We start from the raw sequence: 18469 nt of genomic DNA on the forward strand, positions 1-18469 counted from the left end.
AATGAAGATGAAAAGCATAATTTCTTTTAAAAAAATTGTAGTAGCAACCGCGCTAGCTGTTTCATGTGTGTCCAATGCGCAAAATGGTGGAAAATTTAAAGTATGTCTTGATGCAGGACATGGTAACCAAGATTTTGGAGCTAGTTACCATGGTTACGTAGAAAAACAAATCAATTTAGCTATTATTTTAAAATTAGGAACTATTTTAGAAAAAGATCCTAGTGTTGATGTAATCTATACACGTAAAAACGATACCTTTATTGAGTTAGTCGAACGTGCAAATATTGCAAATCGTAACAAGGCAAACATATTTGTTTCTGTGCATTGTAATGCTAATAAAAATACCGAAGCTTATGGATCTGAAACCTATGTGATGGGTCTTTCAAAAAGTGCTTCAAGTTTAGCAGTGGCAAAAAAGGAAAATGAGGTAATTAAATTAGAAGAAAATTACAAAACAAAATATGCAGGCTATAACCCCAATGCGCCTGAATCACTAATTAGTGCTACCATAGCTCAGGAAGAGTATTTAGATCAAAGTATTGAGTTAGCTAGTCGTATTCAAGATAATTTTGATAATAAGGTGAATCGTAAAAATAGAGGGGTACATCAGGCTCCGTTTATGGTATTACATAAAGCTTTTATGCCCAGAGTTTTGGTTGAAACAGGTTTTATTTCTAATCCTGCTGAGGGTGCTTATTTAAACTCAGAGGAAGGGCAAGAAAATATGGCTAAGGCTATAGCAGATGCTATTTTTAGAATGAAAGCGGAATATTTTGGCGGTAATGTACCTGTTTTGGATATTAAAAAATCTGAAAAACCAATGCCAAAAGATAGTACACCTAAACTTAAGGATGTTGAATTGCCTGTAAAAGAAGCTCCTAAATCAGTACCTGTTAAACCCACAGTGAGTTCAGTAGATACTACTAAAGTAGTTTTTAAAATACAATTAAAAGCCAGTAATGTTAAAATTGAAAATAAACCCGAAAACTTCAATGGTTTAGACGAAATTTCTTCAGTTTTTGAAGCGGGATATCATAAATATTTATTTGGACAAACAAATAGTTATGAGGCTTCTAAGAAGTTGTTGGCAGAAGCTAAATCAAAAGGCTTTGAATCCGCTTTTATTGTGCCTTTCAGAAATGGTGTTAAAATAAGCTTGAACGAAGCTGTTAAATCTAGTAAGTAATTACTAATTTTGTCCTTTTAAAAGAAATTGTTTTGAAAATTACACGAGAAATTAAAACCGCAATACTGGTTATTGCTTCCATCTTATTGTTTATTTGGGGATATAGCTTCTTAAAAGGAAGTAATATTTTATCCAGTTACAAAAAATTATATGTCGAATTTGATAATGTTGAAGGATTAACTGCTTCTGCACCTGTTACGATAAGTGGTAAAATAATTGGAAAAGTAAAAGCATTAACGCTGACAGAATCAGGTAAAATACTTGTTGAGTTACAAATTAATGAGGAAGATTTTCCTATTTCAAAATCGAGTATTGCTCAAATTTATGAGCCTGGATTTATTGGAGGGAAACAAATTGCCATCATTCCAAATTTTTCGGATAAGAATTTGGCCGTTGATGGAGATAAACTTTTAGCTGATGTCAAATTAGGCTTGACCGACAATTTAGGTAAAAAGCTTGCCCCTACACAACAAAAGATTGAATCATTAGTTGAAAATGCAGATAAAATGATGGTGAACATCAATAGTATTTTAGATGCTCAAACTAAAAATAATTTGCAACAAGCTATTGGTCAATTGAATCAAACATTAGCTGAATTTAATAAATTAGGGCAAGGAGCAAATACCTTATTAGCATCGAATCAGAAAACGCTAAATCATTCTTTAACGAATATTGAAAAAATCACTACTGATTTTGGAAAAGTTTCAGGTGAATTAGAAAAAGCAGAATTAGGTAAGACGCTTAAAAACTTAGAAAGTACTTTAGCAAATGTAAATAAATTAATGGCAGATATGAATTCTGGTCAAGGTACTATGGGGAAAGCTTTCAAAGACGAAGCCATGTACAATAACTTTACTAAAGCAGCTAAAGAATTAGAATTGTTATTAGAAGATTTACGTTTGCATCCTACCCGTTATGTTAATGTTTCCCTTTTTGGAAAAAAGGAAAAACCTTATGTTGCACCGGAACAACCGTTAAAAAAGTAAATCCAATCAACCTATTATAACTTATGAATATTTTAAGTAGTTTAGTATTTCTAATTATCCTCGGCGTAGGTGGTGGCTTTTTTGCAAAAAATGTAAAAAAGATTATCCGTAATATCAAATTAGGAAAAGATGTGAACCGTTCTGACCGTTCGAGTGACCGTTGGAAAAACATGTTATTAGTAGCTTTTGGTCAGAAAAAAATGTTTAGCCGACCAGTGCCTGCAATTTTACACTTTGCGTTGTATACCGCATTTATCATTACGCAAATTGAATTAGTTGAAATCTTGATTGATGGTATTTTTGGGACGCATCGTTTTTTCAAACCGTTTTTAGGAGGTTTTTATACTTTTTTAATCAGTTTTATCGAAATCCTTTCGGTTACTGCTTTAATCGCTACAGTTGCGTTTTTAATGCGTAGAAATTTATTGAAATTACCACGTTTAAATAAAGCTGAATTATTAGGATGGCCTAAGAAAGATGCGAATCTAATTCTTATCATGGAAATCATCTTGGTAACTTGTATTTTCACGATGAATGGGACTGACGAAGTACTTTATTCAATGGGTAAATCGCATTTTGAAGGTCAAGGTTCGTTCGGATTTTCAGTTTCTCAACATTTAGGACCAGCTATTTTCGGGGGGTTAAATGAAGGAGTGTTATTGGTTTTAGAGCGTATCGGATGGTGGGGACACTTTATGATGGTAATGGTATTCTTGAACTATTTATATTATTCAAAACACTTACACATTATATTGGCTTTCCCTAACACGTTTTTTGCAGATTTGAATCCTATGGGACAATTTGATAATTTAGAAAGTGTGACTAAGGAAGTTAAATTAATGATGGACCCTAATGCAGACCCTTTTGCTGCGCCTGCTCCAGATGCTGATGCAGCGCCTAGTAAGTTTGGTGCTTCTGATGTGACGGATTTAAACTGGGTACAGTTATTAAACGCTTATACGTGTACAGAATGTGGCCGTTGTACGTCTTCTTGTCCTGCAAATCAAACCGGAAAAAAATTATCTCCACGTAAAATCATGATGGACACTCGTGACCGTCTGACTGAAGTGGGGGATAATATGGATAAAAACAACGGCGTTTTTCTGGAAGATGGAAAATCATTATTAAATGACTACATCACTCAAGAGGAATTATGGGCATGTACATCTTGTAATGCTTGTGTAGAGGAATGTCCAGTAAACATCAGTCCGTTATCAATCATTATGGATATGCGTCGTTACTTAGTGATGGAACAAAGTGCTGCGCCACAATCATTGAACGCCATGATGACTAATATAGAAAACAACAGTGCACCTTGGCAGTATAGCCAAATGGACCGTTTGAACTGGAAAGACGAGAATTAAGAAATTGTAGACGAATTAATAGATACTGTTATGTCAGAAAATTTAGTAGTGCCTACAATGGCAGAAATGTTAGCTCAAGGAAAACAACCCGAAGTATTGTTTTGGGTAGGTTGTGCAGGAAGTTTTGATGACCGAGCTAAAAAAATTACCAAAGCGTTTGTACGAATTTTAAATAGAGCCAATGTAGAATTTGCGGTTCTTGGTACTGAAGAAGGTTGTACGGGTGACCCAGCAAAACGTGCCGGAAACGAATTTTTGTTTCAAATGCAAGCTTTTATGAATATTGAAGTATTGAAAGCTTACGAAACTAAAAAAATTGTTACCGCTTGTCCGCATTGTTTTAATACTTTAAAAAACGAATATCCTGAATTAGGTGGCGAATTTGAAGTAGTACACCATACAGAATTCCTAAAAGAACTTTTAGATTCAGGACGTTTAACAATTGAAGGAGGTCAATTTAAAGGAAAGAAAATTACGTTCCACGACCCTTGTTATTTAGGACGTGCAAACAAAGTATATGAAGCACCTCGTGATTTAATTCAAAAATTAGATGCTGAATTAGTAGAAATGAAGCGTTCTAAAGCCAATGGTTTATGTTGTGGTGCGGGTGGCGCTCAAATGTTTAAAGAACCTGAAAATGGAGATAAAGACATCAATGTAGAACGTACAGAAGATGCTTTAGAAACCAAAGCTGAAATTATTGCAGCAGGTTGTCCATTTTGTAATACGATGTTAACAGATGGTACAAAAGCGAAACATCGCGAACATGATGTAAAAGTATTAGATGTAGCCGAGTTAATTGCTAATGCTCAAGATTTATAATATTACGACTTACAATGTATATACCTTTTGAAAATTTACCTCAGGAATCACGTGTATGGATTTATCCATCTAATCGCAAATTAAGTGATGAGGAAGTAGCGGAAATACAAACGCTTACTACAAATTTTATCAATGACTGGTCTGCTCACGGTGCTTCTCTTGAAGCATCGTTTGATATTCGCTATAACCGTTTTATAATTTTAGCGGTTAACAGCGATGTTCAAGCGCCTACGGGTTGTTCTATAGATGCCTCTGTACAATTCATTCAGCAATTGGAACAGAAATATGCTATCGATTTGCTTGATAAAATGAATGTAACGTTCAAAAATGGCGATTTTATAGCACATAAAACCTTAGTTGATTTTAAAAAAATGGCTAAAGAAAAAGCGGTTTCAGCGTCTACTATTGTATTTAACAATTTGGTGAATACCATTGAAGAGTTAAATGACTCTTGGGAAGTACGTGCCGATGAAAGTTGGCATAGTAGATTCTTCTAATAGAAAGTTTTAGAAGTAAACTATTTAATCCACTCAGTTGGATTATAATTGAATAAATGTTTTTAAAATTAAATTATAAATAGCGATTTTCCCGATGCATTTCGGGATAACCGCTCTCTTTTTTTAAAAAATATAGTAATGAAGTTTTCGATAAGTAGATTTTTATTTTGTTCCGTTTTAGCACTATTAGTGGTGGCATGTGCTGTAGGTAAAAAACAAACTTTAGCACACAAACCTATTTCTGAAATTAAAAATATACCTACTATTGAAAAATTCATCGACCCTGAAAAAGTGGGATTCAATCTTTTTGAAGAAAAGGAAGGCGAGCAAAAATGGGTGGATAGTGTTTACAATGCGTTGAGTTTTGAAGAGCGTTTGGGGCAATTGTTTATGGTTGCTGCCTATTCAAACAAAGATTCGGTACATTTTAACGCCTTAGACAAATTGATTAAAAATTATAAAATTGGAGGGTTAATCTTCTTTCAAGGAGGCCCTGTGCGCCAAGCTAAGTTGACCAACCGTTTTCAAGCCCAATCCAAAGTGCCTTTGTTTATAGGGAATGATGCCGAATGGGGGTTGAGTATGCGTTTAGATTCTACGTACAAATATCCTTGGAACATGACCCTTGGGGCAGTTCAAAATATGAAATTGGTAGAAGATTTAGGTACTCAAATGGCAAAAGAAGTGAAACGCCTTGGCATACATTTCAATTTTGCACCTGTTTTAGACATCAATACCAATCCTAATAATCCAATCATAGGAAACCGTTCTTTTGGCGAAAATAAAGAAGAAGTAACTAAGCGTGCTGTGGCGCTTATGAAAGGGATTCAAAACGAAGGCGTTTTTGCTACTGGAAAGCATTTTCCTGGACATGGGGATACGGAAACCGACTCGCATCATACCTTGCCAAGTGTTAATTTTACTAAAGAACGTATTGACTCAGTAGAGTTATATCCGTATAAAAAAATGTTTAATTTAGGGCTTGCTTCGGTTATGGTTGCCCACTTAAATGTGCCTAGTTTAGAAGAAAGAGCTAATTATCCGTCTTCTATTTCATATAACGTAGTTACGAATGTATTGAAAAACCAATTGGGTTTTAAAGGCTTGATATTTACGGATGCCTTAAATATGAAAGGAGCAAGTAATTTTAAAAAGCCAGGTGAAATTGATTTGGCAGCCTTTTTGGCGGGTAACGACATTATGTTGTTTGCTGAGGATGTCCCTACAGCCATTGAAAAATTTACTCAAGCCTATAAGGATACTTTGATTACTGACGAACGTTTGGCGTTTTCAGTAAAGAAAATTTTGAAATACAAATACAAAGCAGGTTTGAACCACTACAAACCTATACCAACAGAAAACATAGCTAAAGACATCAATACGCCTTACAGTGCTGACTTGTTGTATAAATTGTATGAAAATGCAGTAACGGTGATTCGTAATCAGGAAGAGGTATTGCCGATTACTAATTTGGCTAAAGAAAAAATTGCCTATATAAAACTAGGTGAAGAATCGAATACTAAGTTTTTGAGTACTTTAAATAAATATGCCCATGTAGTTGAAGAATCGCATACTAATTTGGATTCTTTAAATTTGGAATTAAAAAAGTATGATAAAGTTATTTTAGGGTATCATTATTCAGATATTAAATGGAATAGAAAACCTGAATTTTCTGCTAAAGAAATTGCTCTAATTGAGAAATTAGCAGAAAATCATAAAGTAATTTTAGACGTTTTTGCAAAACCGTATGTGCTCAAATCGATTTCTAATTTAGATAAATTACACGGACTAATTGTTTCGTATCAAAATGGTGATGTTGCCCAAGAAGTATCGGCACAGCTTATTTTTGGTGCTATCGAAGCAAAAGGAAAACTACCGGTTTCCATCAACGAAAACTACCGTGTGGGATTAGGTTTATCAACCAAAAAAGTAAATGTATTACGTTTTGGTACCGCGGAAAGTGTGGGTGTAGATTCTAAAAAATTAACCGAAATAAATGATATTGTAAACAAAGCCATAGACAGTAAAGTGTTTCCTGGGGCACAAGTTTTAGTCGCGCGTAAAGGGAAGGTAATTTATCAAAAATCATTTGGTTACCATACCTATACTAAAGATGTAAAAGTGAAAAATTCTGACATCTATGATATTGCATCTTTATCAAAAATCATTGGTACACTACCGAATGTAATGCTGGATTATGACCATGGAAAAATTAATATGGGTACGCATTTAGGGCAAATGGTGCATAAAGCGAAAGGAACCAATAAAGACTCTATAACTTTTAAAGATTTAATGTCACACTATGCGCGTTTAAAAGCTTGGGAACCTTTTTATAAATCGACTATAGATACCATTACGAAAAAGCCATCGGCTAAATACTACCGTAAATCGAGTACTAAAGGATTTACTACCCAAGTAGCGGAACATTTATACATTGCTGATACGTATAAAGATTCTATCATTGCCAAAATCATGAAAAGTCCGCTTTTGCCTAAAAAAGAATACAAATACAGTGATTTTACCTTTATATTATTAAAAGAATATTTAGAAACGCATCATCGTAAAACACTTGATGAATTAGCTGAAACGAATTTCTTTTCAAAATTAGGAATGCATAGAACTACGTATAATCCACTTCATAAATTTGAAGAAGATGAGATAATTCCTACTGAATACGATACCTATTATCGCCATCAAGTATTGCAAGGCTATGTTCATGATATGGCAGCCGCAATGCAAGGCGGGGTTGCTGGACATGCAGGTTTGTTTTCAAACGCTGTGGATATAGCCAAAATGATGCAATTATATATGAACAAAGGGAATTATGGTGGTCATCAATATTTTTCTGCTAAAACATTCGAAGATTTTAATACCTGTTATTTCTGTCCTGAAGGCAATCGTAGAGGAATTGGATTTGATAAACCTCAATTAAAAGGAGAAAGTCCTACCTGTGGTTGTGCTTCCATAACGAGTTTCGGGCACACTGGTTTTACAGGTACCATGACATGGGCTGACCCTGAAAAGGAATTGATTTATGTGTTCCTGTCTAATCGTACATTCCCTGACAGTAATGCGCCAAATAAACTAGCTAAAGAAAATATTAGAGAGAAAGTACAGCAAGTAATTTATGATGCTTTAGTGGATTAAAATAGGAAACCTGATTTTATAATCAGGTTTTTTGTTAATGTTTACTAAAAAAATAAAACACAATTTTTCAAATTATTATATTCGTAAAATGAAAATAGCAATTGTATGTTATCCTACTTTTGGTGGGAGTGGAGTTGTAGCCACTGAGTTGGGGCATGAGTTAGCCCGTCGTGGTCATGAAGTACATTTTATTACTTATCGTCAACCTGTTCGTTTAGCGCTTTTGAGTCCAAATGTGCATTTTCATGAAGTTAATGTACCTGAATATCCTTTGTTTCATTATCAACCTTATGAACTAGCACTTTCTAGCAAATTAGTTGATATGGTTAAGTTGTATAAAATTGATTTGGTGCATGTACATTACGCTATTCCTCATGCTTATGCAGCTTATATGGCTAAGCAAATGTTAAAAGAAGAAGGTATACATTTGCCAATTGTTACCACACTTCATGGGACTGATATAACTTTAGTTGGAAACCATCCTTTTTATAAGCCAGCGGTAACTTTTAGTATCAATAAATCAGATGTCGTTACTTCTGTATCTCAAAGTTTAAAAGAGGATACTTTGAAGTATTTTGAAGTGAAAAATGATATTAAAGTAATCCCTAATTTTATTGAAATTGAAGAAGTGCAACAAAAGGTGTTGAGTTGTAAACGATCGGTTATGGCACTTCCTCAGGAAAAAATTATAACTCACATCAGTAATTTTAGGAAGGTTAAAAATATTCCTGATGTAGTAAAAGTTTTTTTCAAAATTCAAGAGAAAATTCCAGCTAAACTGATGATGGTAGGTGATGGTCCTGAAAAAGAAGTAGCCGAACAACTTTGCCGCAAGTTAGGCATCGAGGATAAAGTGATTTTCTTTGGAAACAGTCATGAGATCAATCAAATTTTGAGCTATAGCGATTTGTTTTTGTTGCCCTCAGAGACTGAAAGCTTTGGTTTAGCTGCTTTGGAAGCAATGGCTAACAGAGTTCCTGTTATTTCTTCAAACACAGGAGGATTACCAGAAGTTAATTTTCAAGGGATTTCGGGTTATTTGAGCAATGTAGGAGATGTAGATAATATGGCTGAAAATGCACTGAAAATACTTTCTGATGATGTTGTTTTAGAAAGTTTCAAAAATAAAGCTTTTGAAACAGCATTACGTTTTTCTGTTGAAAACATAGTTCCCATGTATGAAAAAGTTTATGAAGAAGCAATGTCACTACAGGTAAAATATCAAAATTAAGTTTATAAATGCACGAGGTTCCCATCGTGCATTTTACTTTCGTTTTACTGAATATGCCTGTAAGCTCGGATTACAAAGTCCAAAGAGCAAGATATTTTTCAGCACTTTGTATATAGTTGTGTTCCTTATAAATAAACGTTCTTGCTTGCTTTCCAATTTCATCAATTAAATGTGGATTTTCTATCAAAGTACTTAATTGTTGTACCATCAGTTCTATATCTGGTACTGCATGAATAGCAACAGTTTTTTGTAATTGATAGTGTTTTTCAAAAATAGGACTAGCACCTGTAAATACAACTTTACCTTTAGCCATGGCCTCTAGGGCATTATAACCTTGGTCATTAGCATGCATTTGATCTAAAAGGATGTGTGATGAATTGTAAAGATTAATATAATCCTGATATGGTAGATTTGAAGCTTTAATAATTTCAATTTGATCTTTGTATTTCAATTCGATGCGATCTAATATCTTTTCAAAAATGTCTATCCCTTTTTTATAATAAGTATTGGAATTAATCCCTATAAAAATTTTAATTTTTCCTTCTACACGATTTTCAATGTATTGAATTTGATCTAGGTTAATTGGATTAGCAACCATCCCTAGGTATTTTTTACAACCAGAGGCCTGCATAGGGATATGATAATCTAAATCGCTTGAAATTATACCTTGAATGTTAGTGGTAATAAAATGATGTAAATTTTTATATTCTTTTTCAAGATATTTCAAACTGCCAATGAAGCCTTTTTTGGGTATTTTTTTTTCGAAATAAGGAGTGAATATTGAAATTAATTTTGGATTATTGTAATAAAAATTGTTCGATATATAATCATCTCCAGTTGACAATAGAAAAGTTTTTTTGTTATTATTGAAAATTGTATTTAATATTTTTTTTTCAAAATAAGGCGCACATAGAAATGCATTTTCGTTGATTAGTTGCACCACATCATAACCTTTAAATTCGTTGCTGTTTTTTTTAAAAACAAGATAGGTAATCAGTGATGCTAAGTCAAACTTTGTAACTTTATATAGCGCTAATTTTACATATTTTAAAATTCCAGTTTGTAACGGTCTTGTTATTTTAAAATCAACAGGGTAATTTTTAAAGCCATCGTTTAATCCTTTAATATGTACTTCATGACCTAAAGCTATTAGACCTTCTTTAAGTGAATTATGTAATCTACTATATTCGCCTACTAATAGTATTTTCATTTTTGTATTTTTACAAATATATAAATAATTAGAAATTTTAAGATTTGAACCCGAAACCAAAAATAGTAATTGTAACAATTTCTTTAGAAAACGGTGGATTAGAGCGATTTGTTATCAATTTGTCTAAAATGCTTACCAATCAAGGATATCAAGTACATATAGTTACTTTGGTCAATAAAATTGATTTTGAATATGAAGGTGAAATTTTAAATTTGGGCTTAATTAAAGATAAACAAGATACTTTTTTAGGGAAATTTAAACGATTACTAATTTTTAAGAATTATTTAAAGCAACATGATTTTAAAACTATAATAGATGTCCGTACTAGACATAGTTTGTGGGTAGAATTTTTTTTTAAATGGGGCGTTTACCCTTTTAGAAATGTTGTTTATATGGTTCATAGTGCTAAAATTGATAATTATTTATTGAAAAATAAATGGTACTCAAAACTTATTTTTGGCGGATCAAAAGCTATAGTTTCTGTTTCTAAATCAATTTCTTTTCGTGTGTCTAATGCATACAAATTGAAAAATATATGTATTTATAATCCAATCGATTTTTCTTTGTTAGAAAAATACGCCAATGCGACTCAGATTCATGAAAAATTTATTTTGTCTTATGGACGTATTGATAATGAGGTTAAAAATTTTGATTTATTAATAAAAGCATATTTGAAATCTGTTTTAAAAGATAATGGTGTTAAACTATTTATAATAGGAGAAGGGAAAGATAAACCATTATTGATAGAGAAAGTAAAAAAACTGGAAGCCTCAGAAATGATTGTTTTTAAAGATAAAATGCTAAACCCATTTCCGTATGTTAAGCAAGCAATTTTCACGGTTTTAAGTAGTAGGTACGAAGGGTTTCCTAGTGTACTTGTCGAGTCGTTAGGTTTAGGGGTACCTGTGGTTTCTGTTGATTGCGAATCTGGTCCAGCTGAAATAATTAAGTCTAACTGTAACGGACTGTTAGTAGCTAATCATGATGAAAAATTATTAGCTAATGCAATGAATATGATGTTTTTGGATTCAGAATTATACACAAGCTGTAAAAGGAATGCAAAGGCGAGTGTGCAACATTTGTCTTTTGAAGCAATTGGGACTGAGTGGATACGAATTATTGAGAACTAGTTTAATACTCAACAAAAGTTAGTGTAATATTTGTTAGGTTATTATAAAAGGTGAAGTTTAGAATAGTATGATATCTTGCAAAAAGAAACGGAAACAATCACTGTATAAATTCCTTAAAAAACGGAAGTATAGAATTTTATAGAAAAACTGTAAATTCCATAACTATTTTTGTGAACACATAAAAAAATCCTTTTAGGAACTCTAAAAGGATTTTTACTTTCGTCGGGGTGGCAGGATTCGAACCTGCGACCTCCTGGTCCCAAACCAGGCGCGATGACCGGGCTACGCTACACCCCGAAAGCGGATGCAAATATAATGCCTTTTTGTAAATAAACAAGGAGGTGAGGAAAAAAAAGGAAAATATTTTTTGTTTATAAAACTATTGAAAAGTGTAATATAAAGCACAATTTGATTCTAAATAAAATCTGTATTTTTGAATTCTTTTTTAAACTAAAAATTATGTCAGATACTATAGAAAAAGTAAAATGTTTGATCATAGGTTCGGGACCTGCGGGGTATACTGCGGCTATTTATGCAGCTCGCGCTAATATGAATCCTGTATTATATCAAGGTACACAACCTGGTGGACAATTAACAACTACTAACGAAGTAGAAAATTTTCCAGGCTATCCAGATGGAATCACAGGGCCAGAAATGATGGTGCAATTAGAGGTACAAGCTAAACGCTTTGGGACCGATGTGCGTAATGGATGGGTAACTAAAGTTGATTTTTCTGGAGATATTCATAAAGTTTGGATTAATGACGAAAAAGAAATGCATTGTGAAACGGTTATTATTTCTACCGGAGCCTCTGCTAAATACTTAGGTTTGCCTTCTGAGCAACATTATTTAAATATGGGTGGAGGAGTTTCTGCTTGTGCTGTTTGCGATGGATTTTTCTATAGAAATCAAGAAGTTGTTATTGTAGGAGCTGGTGATAGTGCTTGTGAAGAAGCTCATTATTTAGCTAAAATGTGCAAAAAAGTGACTATGTTAGTCAGAAGCGAGCAATTTAGAGCTTCTAAAATTATGGAAGAGCGTGTCCGCAATACTGAAAATATCGAAATTTTAATGCATACCGAAACAGATGAGGTTTTGGGTGATGGACAAGTGGTAACTGGTGTACGTGCTAAAAATAAAACGACTGGTGAATTGAAAGAAATTCCAGCAACAGGTTTCTTTGTTGCTATTGGACATAAACCTAATACTGATGTTTTTAAAGATTTTATCACTCTTGATGAAACGGGATATATTGTGAATGTACCGGGAACATCGAAAACTAATATTTCTGGTGTTTTTGTAGCTGGTGATGCTGCTGATCATGTGTATCGTCAAGCGATTACTGCCGCAGGTACAGGTTGTATGGCGGCTTTAGATGCAGAACGCTATTTGGCTGCTAAAGGTCATTAAAAAACTATCGAAGCCAGTTTTTCAAGACTGGCTTTTTTTATAAAATACCAATAACGCCTAAACTTTCTTCTATATCTGTGCGTTCTTCTATGGTATTAGGGGCAATGCTCCATCGGTCAGCAATTAGCATTACAAAATCTTCATCAGGATATGTTAAGTCATCCCGATCAAAATAGTTTTCATCTTCTTGATATGCTTTTGATGTAGTATCAACCAAGTTAAATTGAGTTTCAAAGACTGTAGGCTCCCCTTCATTATAAATTGTATCAATACCTATGATGGCAAAAGCACGTATAACTTTTCCATGACAGGATTTCATCCATGCATGATAATCAGAGACTCTGTAAGTGGCATAAAAATGGGCTTCGTCAAATTGTAAACTCAATTCATTTAGCAGGTTCTGAAGTTTTTCTTTGCTTTCAATAGTATCACCCCAGGGTAGCGAACGACCGCAAATTAGAGTCCAGCAATCAATATTCGGGGTAATAAAGATTCCGTTTTGATAAGCTTTTTCAATGCCTTTTTTCCAATTACAATGCTGTGTTTCTTTTAAATTTAAAATTTCAATGAGTAGTTTTTGATTCGCATTTTTAACAGCTATCCATACGCATTTATAACCAAAGTTTTCAGGAAGGTCAGCTTTTGTCGCATCGTTTAATGATATTGAATTATTTGCTTGGATAGTTGGACTTAGCTGTTTTTTATTTTTCAAAAAAAGCAAAAAACAGCTAATAAAGAAAATAAATAGGAGTAAATACAGTGACATTTTTTTATTGATTTGCTAGAGACTAAATAATGAAAAATAATTAAATAAATTGGAATTAAAATAGGAGTTACAAATGTTGTAAGACTATCTAATTGTAATACAATTCTTATAAAAATATAAAATAACAACACTTTATCGATTTTATTTGTGTTTTTGTCGATAAATATACTATGTTTGCATAGTAAAAATAATGAATTCTATAAGGTTTTATTTAAAACCTGTTGAACATAAATTCATGATAGTTTAGTTTTTTAGTTTGTTTATTTGATTAAAGCGTCTCTTATCCCTAAAAAAGAGATGCTTTTTTCTTTTATTTTAAATGGGACCTCATTCGGTTTAAATATTGACTTTGTTTGTCAAAATTAATTAGCTAAAACGATTTATACTAAAGCTTTTGTAACTATTTTCATTGTATAAAAAAAGCTTCAAACAGAAGAGTGAAGCTTTTAAATGGTGTATATATTAAAATTTTTTGTATTATTCCACTTCTTTAATTCCTTTTACAAAAATCCATTTCATAAAAAGTTTTTCGCCTTCTTTAGTGTTTACAGTTTGAAATTTTGGTGCTAACAAGGTGCCAATCCCAAAAGCAATTAAAGAACGTGTCAATCCTTCTAAACCGAAAAAATGAGTTAAACCATATCGGATTGAAAAGAAAATGATAGCAAAGCCTATAAAATTGTATAAAAGTCCTTTTGTTTTTTTACTCATAACTTTTTATATTAAAAAAAGGTTCTTCTATTTAGGATAGAAGAACCTTTAAGGTTGTTAATTTTCTTTATTTTGAAATTTTTCGCGTTTACTACCTTCATACATTTCGTATTTGGCTAAGCGGGATTCTAACTTACCGTTAAACAATTTAATTTTGCGCGATGGTTTTAAGCCTACAAATTTCAAGGCATCTAGATTACCTGTTATAAACCATGCATTCGTATTTGGGTAATTTTGTTTTAATGTGTCGCCAATTTCTCTGTAAAAACGTTCTAAATGAATGTCTAATCGTTCTCCATAAGGTGGATTAAACACCATATGTAACGGACCTTCTAATGTTTTTTCTGTCTCAAAGAAATTTTGTTCACGAATAATAACATATTCATCCAAATTAGCTTGGGTAATATTCGTTCTAGCTTTCATTACGGCACTAGGTGCCTTATCATAACCTATAATTTTGTAATGGAATTCACGCGTTTTATTTAATAATGAATCCATAATTTTATCAAACAAATCGTTGTCCCAATCTTGCCACTTTTCAAAAGCAAATTCCTTACGGTTGATGTTTGCTGGTATATTACAAGCAATCATAGCCGCTTCGGCTAGAATTGTTCCAGAACCACACATAGGATCCATGAAATTTCCATTACCATCCCAACCTGACAACAACAAGATACCGGCCGCTAAAACTTCATTAATAGGCGCAATATTAGTCGCGGTTTTATAACCACGGTGGTGCAATGAATCTCCCGAAGAATCTAAAGATACCGAACAATTTTCTCTGTCAATATGAATGTTGATACGAACATCTGGGTAGTCTTTATCAATACTCGGACGGTGACCAAATTTTTCTTTAAACTGGTCCACAATAGCATCCTTACTTTTCTGAGCTACAAATTGCGAATGCTTGAAATAATCGGAGTGCACCGTGGTATCAATCACAAACGTTTGATTCGCACTAAAATATGTCGACCAATCAATTTGTTGAATTCCTTTGTATAAACTAGCTTCGTTATGAACTCTGAAATTATGAATAGGTTTCAGGATTTTTAATGCGGTACGCAAAGCCAAATTTGCTTTATACATAAATCCTTTGTCGCCCACAAAACTCACCATGCGAGTACCCATTTCTACTTTTTGAGCGCCTAACTGGTTCAACTCTTTTGCCAACACTTCTTCCAATCCAAAAAGTGTCTTAGCAATCATCTTAAAATTTTCCATCTTCAATTTCAGGTTTCAATAACTATAGCCTTTTCAATAGAAAAATACAATCTATTGAAGTGCATCGGCAAAAATACTTTAAATTTGCGGTAAATTCCGAATAAATGTCAGAAAATAGAAATACTCCCAACGAAAATTGGTTTGCCACTTGGTTTGATTCACCGTATTATCATATCCTTTATAAAGACCGTGACGATAATGAAGCACAGCTTTTTATGGATAACTTAACGAATTATCTGAATCTGCCTGAAGAAGCTAAAATCTTAGATTTAGCCTGTGGTAAAGGGCGTCATGCTATTTATTTAAACCAATTAGGTTACGAGGTTACAGGAGTCGATTTGTCACCTAATAGCATTGAAGAAGCTTCAAAGTCAAGCAATGCAACCTTGCATTTCAAAGTCCACGACATGCGTGAGCATACGGAAGAAAAATACGATGCCGTTTTTAATCTTTTTACGAGTTTTGGGTATTTTGAAGAAGAAAGTGACAATTTAAAAACATTGAAAGCCATCCAAGAAAGTTTGACCGAATATGGTTTTGCGGTTATCGATTTTATGAATGCCAATTATGTTATAGACAACCTTGTTCCCGAAGAAACGAAAACGGTAGATGGTATTGATTTTCATTTAAAACGCTATGTAAAAGATGGTCATATTTTCAAAGAAATTCAGTTTGAAGACCAAGGACAATCGTATCATTTTACCGAAAAAGTACGCGCCTTGACTTTGCAAGATTTCGAAACCATGATGGAAGAAGCAGGTATTTATTTGTTAGAAATTTTTGGAGATTATAAATTAAGAAAATTTTATAAAAACGATTCTGAACGTTTGATTATGGTTTTTAAATAAAAGACTTTTAGTAGTTTTTATTTTTCAAAACCCATCATTAAATTAAAAAATGATATACATAATTCCTTTTTTATCGGTACTTATAGGCTATTTAGTAGCTTCGTTCATTCAGCCTAAAAAGAAAAAACACTTGAAGTTATTACTTGCTTTTAGTGGTGCATTTTTATTAGCGTTGACCGTGACGCATTTATTGCCGGTACTTTTTACTTCTAATGTTTTGGCTTCAAACGCCTCTCATTTGCATAACAATACAGCCATATTTATTATGGTAGGTATCGTTTTTCAAATTGTATTAGAATATTTTTCGCAAGGCGCAGAGCACGGACATGTACACGGTCATCATCACATGCATCAAATTCCGTGGGCGTTATTTATTAGTTTGTGTTTACATGCCTTACTCGAAGGTATGCCGGTGAGTCAAAACCCGCATTTAGCATGGGGAATTTCGGTGCATCATTTTCCCATTGCCATGATATTAACAACATTTTTTACACAATCGCATTTAAGAAAGATATTTATTGGCATATTTATGTTGGTTTTTGCCTTGATGACTCCACTAGGGACTTTCATAGCAATGGATTCAGCCATGTTACTGCCTTACCAAAAAGAAATCACTGCTTTTGTTATTGGTATTTTATTTCATATTTCTTCTACCATTATTTTTGAAAGTAGCGAAGGGCACAAATTCAATCTAGCCAAGCTAACGGCAATACTACTGGGGATTATTTTAGCTTATTTTATGTAAATTTACCCTATTACACCTCTTAACCGTCTAAACTTTTAAACTCATAAACTTCAAAATGGCATTCACAAAAACCACCGAACAATCTTCAAAATACGAGCATTTAGAACAAATGTCTATCGCTGATTTGTTAACCAACATGAACAATGAGGACAAAACGGTGCCCTTAGCTGTTGAAAAAGCCTTACCTCAAATTGAGGCATTAGTGACACAAATCGTTTCAAAAATGAAAGATGGTGGCAGATTGTTTTACATCGGTGCTGGTACTTCGGGGCGTTTAGGCATTGTGGACGCTTCAGAATGTCCGCCAACTTTTGGAGTAGCTTTTGACCGCGTGATTGGGTTGATTGCTGGGGGAGATACTGCTATTAGAAAAGCCGTTGAGTTTGCCGAAGACGACCTAGAACAAGCTTGGAAAGATTTACAAGAATGGGATATTAATCCTAAGGATGTTGTCATTGGTATTGCAGCCTCGGGTACAACTCCGTATGTTTTAGGCGGTTTGAACAAATGCAACGAATTAGGGATTATCACAGGAGGAATTACGTGTAACGCAGGAAGTCCGTTGGCGCAAACAGCACAATTCCCGATTGAAGTAGTGGTAGGTCCTGAATTTGTCACTGGAAGTTCCAGAATGAAAGCAGGAACAGCACAAAAATTGGTATTGAACATGATTTCTACGACCACCATGATTCAGTTAGGTCATGTGAAAGGCAATAAAATGGTGGATATGCAGTTGAGCAACGTTAAACTCATAGACCGTGGCGTACGCATGATTATGAGCGAAATTCCAGTTAGCTACGAAGATGCCGAGCATTTATTAAAAACACACGGAAGTGTTCGTAAAGCCGTAGAGGCGTTTAAAATAAACTAAACTTTAGTTTAAGGTTTAAAGTTCAACGTTTAAGGTTAAATCTATAAACTTTTTAAACTCATAACCTTTTAAACTTATAAGCAAATAATAAATCCATGTCAACCAATAAAGAATTACTTGTAAAAGGAGTAAAAAAATTAGCTTTTGCGTTACCGCTATTATTTATAGGACCGTCGGTTATTTTTAGTTCTTTTAAAAATCAAAACCATCCTTTCTACATTCCTGTTCTAGGATTAGGAATTATCATTTGTGGTGTCAGTATTTTTCTTATCTTTAAGGGAATACAAACCATGATGAGAAGTTTATTTGGAAACTAAAAGTTCT

Annotated in this window: 17 protein-coding genes and 1 tRNA gene; 13 read left to right on the forward strand and 5 right to left on the reverse strand. The window is 33.4% G+C overall.

All coding sequences use genetic code 11. The features are described 5' to 3' along the window. Positions 1 to 7: 7 nt before the first annotated feature. From ACQY29_RS09825 to bshA, 7 genes are all read left to right on the forward strand, one after another. Positions 8 to 1186 (forward strand): N-acetylmuramoyl-L-alanine amidase family protein, encoded by a 1179-nt coding sequence (locus ACQY29_RS09825; RefSeq protein ID WP_428225020.1) that lies wholly within the window; start codon positions 8 to 10, stop codon positions 1184 to 1186. A 32-nt stretch (positions 1187 to 1218) separates the two neighbouring features. After that, the gene (locus ACQY29_RS09830) at positions 1219 to 2172 is read left to right on the forward strand and encodes an MlaD family protein (protein WP_428225021.1); all 954 of its coding nucleotides are present in this window, start codon (positions 1219 to 1221) and stop codon (positions 2170 to 2172) included. A gap of 23 nt (positions 2173 to 2195) precedes the next feature. Then, positions 2196 to 3536 (forward strand): 4Fe-4S dicluster domain-containing protein, encoded by a 1341-nt coding sequence (locus ACQY29_RS09835; RefSeq protein WP_428225022.1) that lies wholly within the window; start codon positions 2196 to 2198, stop codon positions 3534 to 3536. A gap of 30 nt (positions 3537 to 3566) precedes the next feature. Beyond that, positions 3567 to 4358: a (Fe-S)-binding protein gene (locus ACQY29_RS09840; RefSeq protein WP_428225023.1), complete on the forward strand. Its 792-nt coding sequence runs from the start codon at positions 3567 to 3569 to the stop codon at positions 4356 to 4358. 14 nt (positions 4359 to 4372) lie between these two features. Beyond that, entirely contained in the window at positions 4373 to 4855 is a 483-nt protein-coding gene (locus ACQY29_RS09845) for an ABC transporter ATPase (protein ID WP_428225024.1), read from the forward strand. A gap of 138 nt (positions 4856 to 4993) precedes the next feature. After that, complete coding sequence (locus ACQY29_RS09850; protein WP_428225025.1) at positions 4994 to 8002, forward strand: glycoside hydrolase family 3 N-terminal domain-containing protein; 3009 nt, start codon at positions 4994 to 4996, stop codon at positions 8000 to 8002. A gap of 88 nt (positions 8003 to 8090) precedes the next feature. Continuing rightward, positions 8091 to 9233 carry an N-acetyl-alpha-D-glucosaminyl L-malate synthase BshA gene (gene bshA / locus ACQY29_RS09855; protein ID WP_428225026.1) on the forward strand — a complete coding sequence of 381 codons (1143 nt, stop codon included), beginning with the start codon at positions 8091 to 8093 and terminating at the stop codon, positions 9231 to 9233. 70 nt (positions 9234 to 9303) lie between these two features. Here bshA and ACQY29_RS09860 read toward each other — a convergent pair whose 3' ends face one another. Continuing rightward, positions 9304 to 10443, reverse strand: coding sequence for a glycosyltransferase (locus ACQY29_RS09860; RefSeq protein WP_428225027.1), 1140 nt, complete (start codon positions 10441 to 10443; stop codon positions 9304 to 9306). 44 nt (positions 10444 to 10487) lie between these two features. Here ACQY29_RS09860 and ACQY29_RS09865 point away from each other — a divergent pair, with 44 nt between their 5' ends. After that, on the forward strand, positions 10488 to 11573 hold the full coding sequence (locus ACQY29_RS09865; RefSeq protein WP_428225028.1) for a glycosyltransferase: 1086 nt from the start codon (positions 10488 to 10490) through the stop codon (positions 11571 to 11573). Between the two features lie 222 nt (positions 11574 to 11795). Here the strand turns inward: ACQY29_RS09865 and ACQY29_RS09870 are convergent. Next, positions 11796 to 11870, reverse strand: a tRNA-Pro gene (locus ACQY29_RS09870). Positions 11871 to 12032: 162 nt separating this feature from the next. On the opposite strand from ACQY29_RS09870, the gene trxB reads away from it, so the two are divergent. After that, entirely contained in the window at positions 12033 to 12983 is a 951-nt protein-coding gene (trxB, locus tag ACQY29_RS09875; protein ID WP_428225029.1) for a thioredoxin-disulfide reductase, read from the forward strand. 37 nt (positions 12984 to 13020) lie between these two features. Here the strand turns inward: trxB and ACQY29_RS09880 are convergent, their stop codons facing one another. The 3 genes from ACQY29_RS09880 to ACQY29_RS09890 all read right to left on the reverse strand — a co-directional run bounded on the left by ACQY29_RS09880 (position 13021) and on the right by ACQY29_RS09890 (position 15681). After that, on the reverse strand, positions 13021 to 13749 hold the full coding sequence (locus ACQY29_RS09880; RefSeq protein ID WP_428225030.1) for a hypothetical protein: 729 nt from the start codon (positions 13747 to 13749) through the stop codon (positions 13021 to 13023). A gap of 477 nt (positions 13750 to 14226) precedes the next feature. Beyond that, the gene (locus tag ACQY29_RS09885) at positions 14227 to 14460 is read right to left on the reverse strand and encodes a hypothetical protein (RefSeq protein ID WP_428225031.1); all 234 of its coding nucleotides are present in this window, start codon (positions 14458 to 14460) and stop codon (positions 14227 to 14229) included. 57 nt (positions 14461 to 14517) lie between these two features. Next, a complete protein-coding gene (locus tag ACQY29_RS09890; protein ID WP_428225032.1) occupies positions 14518 to 15681 on the reverse strand; it encodes a THUMP domain-containing class I SAM-dependent RNA methyltransferase in 1164 nt (387 codons plus the stop codon). Positions 15682 to 15785: 104 nt separating this feature from the next. On the opposite strand from ACQY29_RS09890, the gene ACQY29_RS09895 reads away from it, so the two are divergent. From ACQY29_RS09895 to ACQY29_RS09910, 4 genes are all read left to right on the forward strand, one after another. Further along, positions 15786 to 16529 (forward strand): class I SAM-dependent methyltransferase, encoded by a 744-nt coding sequence (locus tag ACQY29_RS09895; RefSeq protein ID WP_428225033.1) that lies wholly within the window; start codon positions 15786 to 15788, stop codon positions 16527 to 16529. A 49-nt stretch (positions 16530 to 16578) separates the two neighbouring features. Continuing rightward, positions 16579 to 17274 (forward strand): ZIP family metal transporter, encoded by a 696-nt coding sequence (locus ACQY29_RS09900; RefSeq protein ID WP_428225034.1) that lies wholly within the window; start codon positions 16579 to 16581, stop codon positions 17272 to 17274. 55 nt (positions 17275 to 17329) lie between these two features. Continuing rightward, positions 17330 to 18145, forward strand: coding sequence for an N-acetylmuramic acid 6-phosphate etherase (gene murQ, locus ACQY29_RS09905; protein WP_428225035.1), 816 nt, complete (start codon positions 17330 to 17332; stop codon positions 18143 to 18145). A 95-nt stretch (positions 18146 to 18240) separates the two neighbouring features. Next, positions 18241 to 18462 (forward strand): DUF6095 family protein, encoded by a 222-nt coding sequence (locus tag ACQY29_RS09910; RefSeq protein WP_428225036.1) that lies wholly within the window; start codon positions 18241 to 18243, stop codon positions 18460 to 18462. Positions 18463 to 18469 lie beyond the last annotated feature (7 nt).

The sequence above is a fragment of the Flavobacterium sp. genome (assembly GCF_965262375.1).
Taxonomy (GTDB): Bacteria; Bacteroidota; Bacteroidia; order Flavobacteriales; family Flavobacteriaceae; genus Flavobacterium.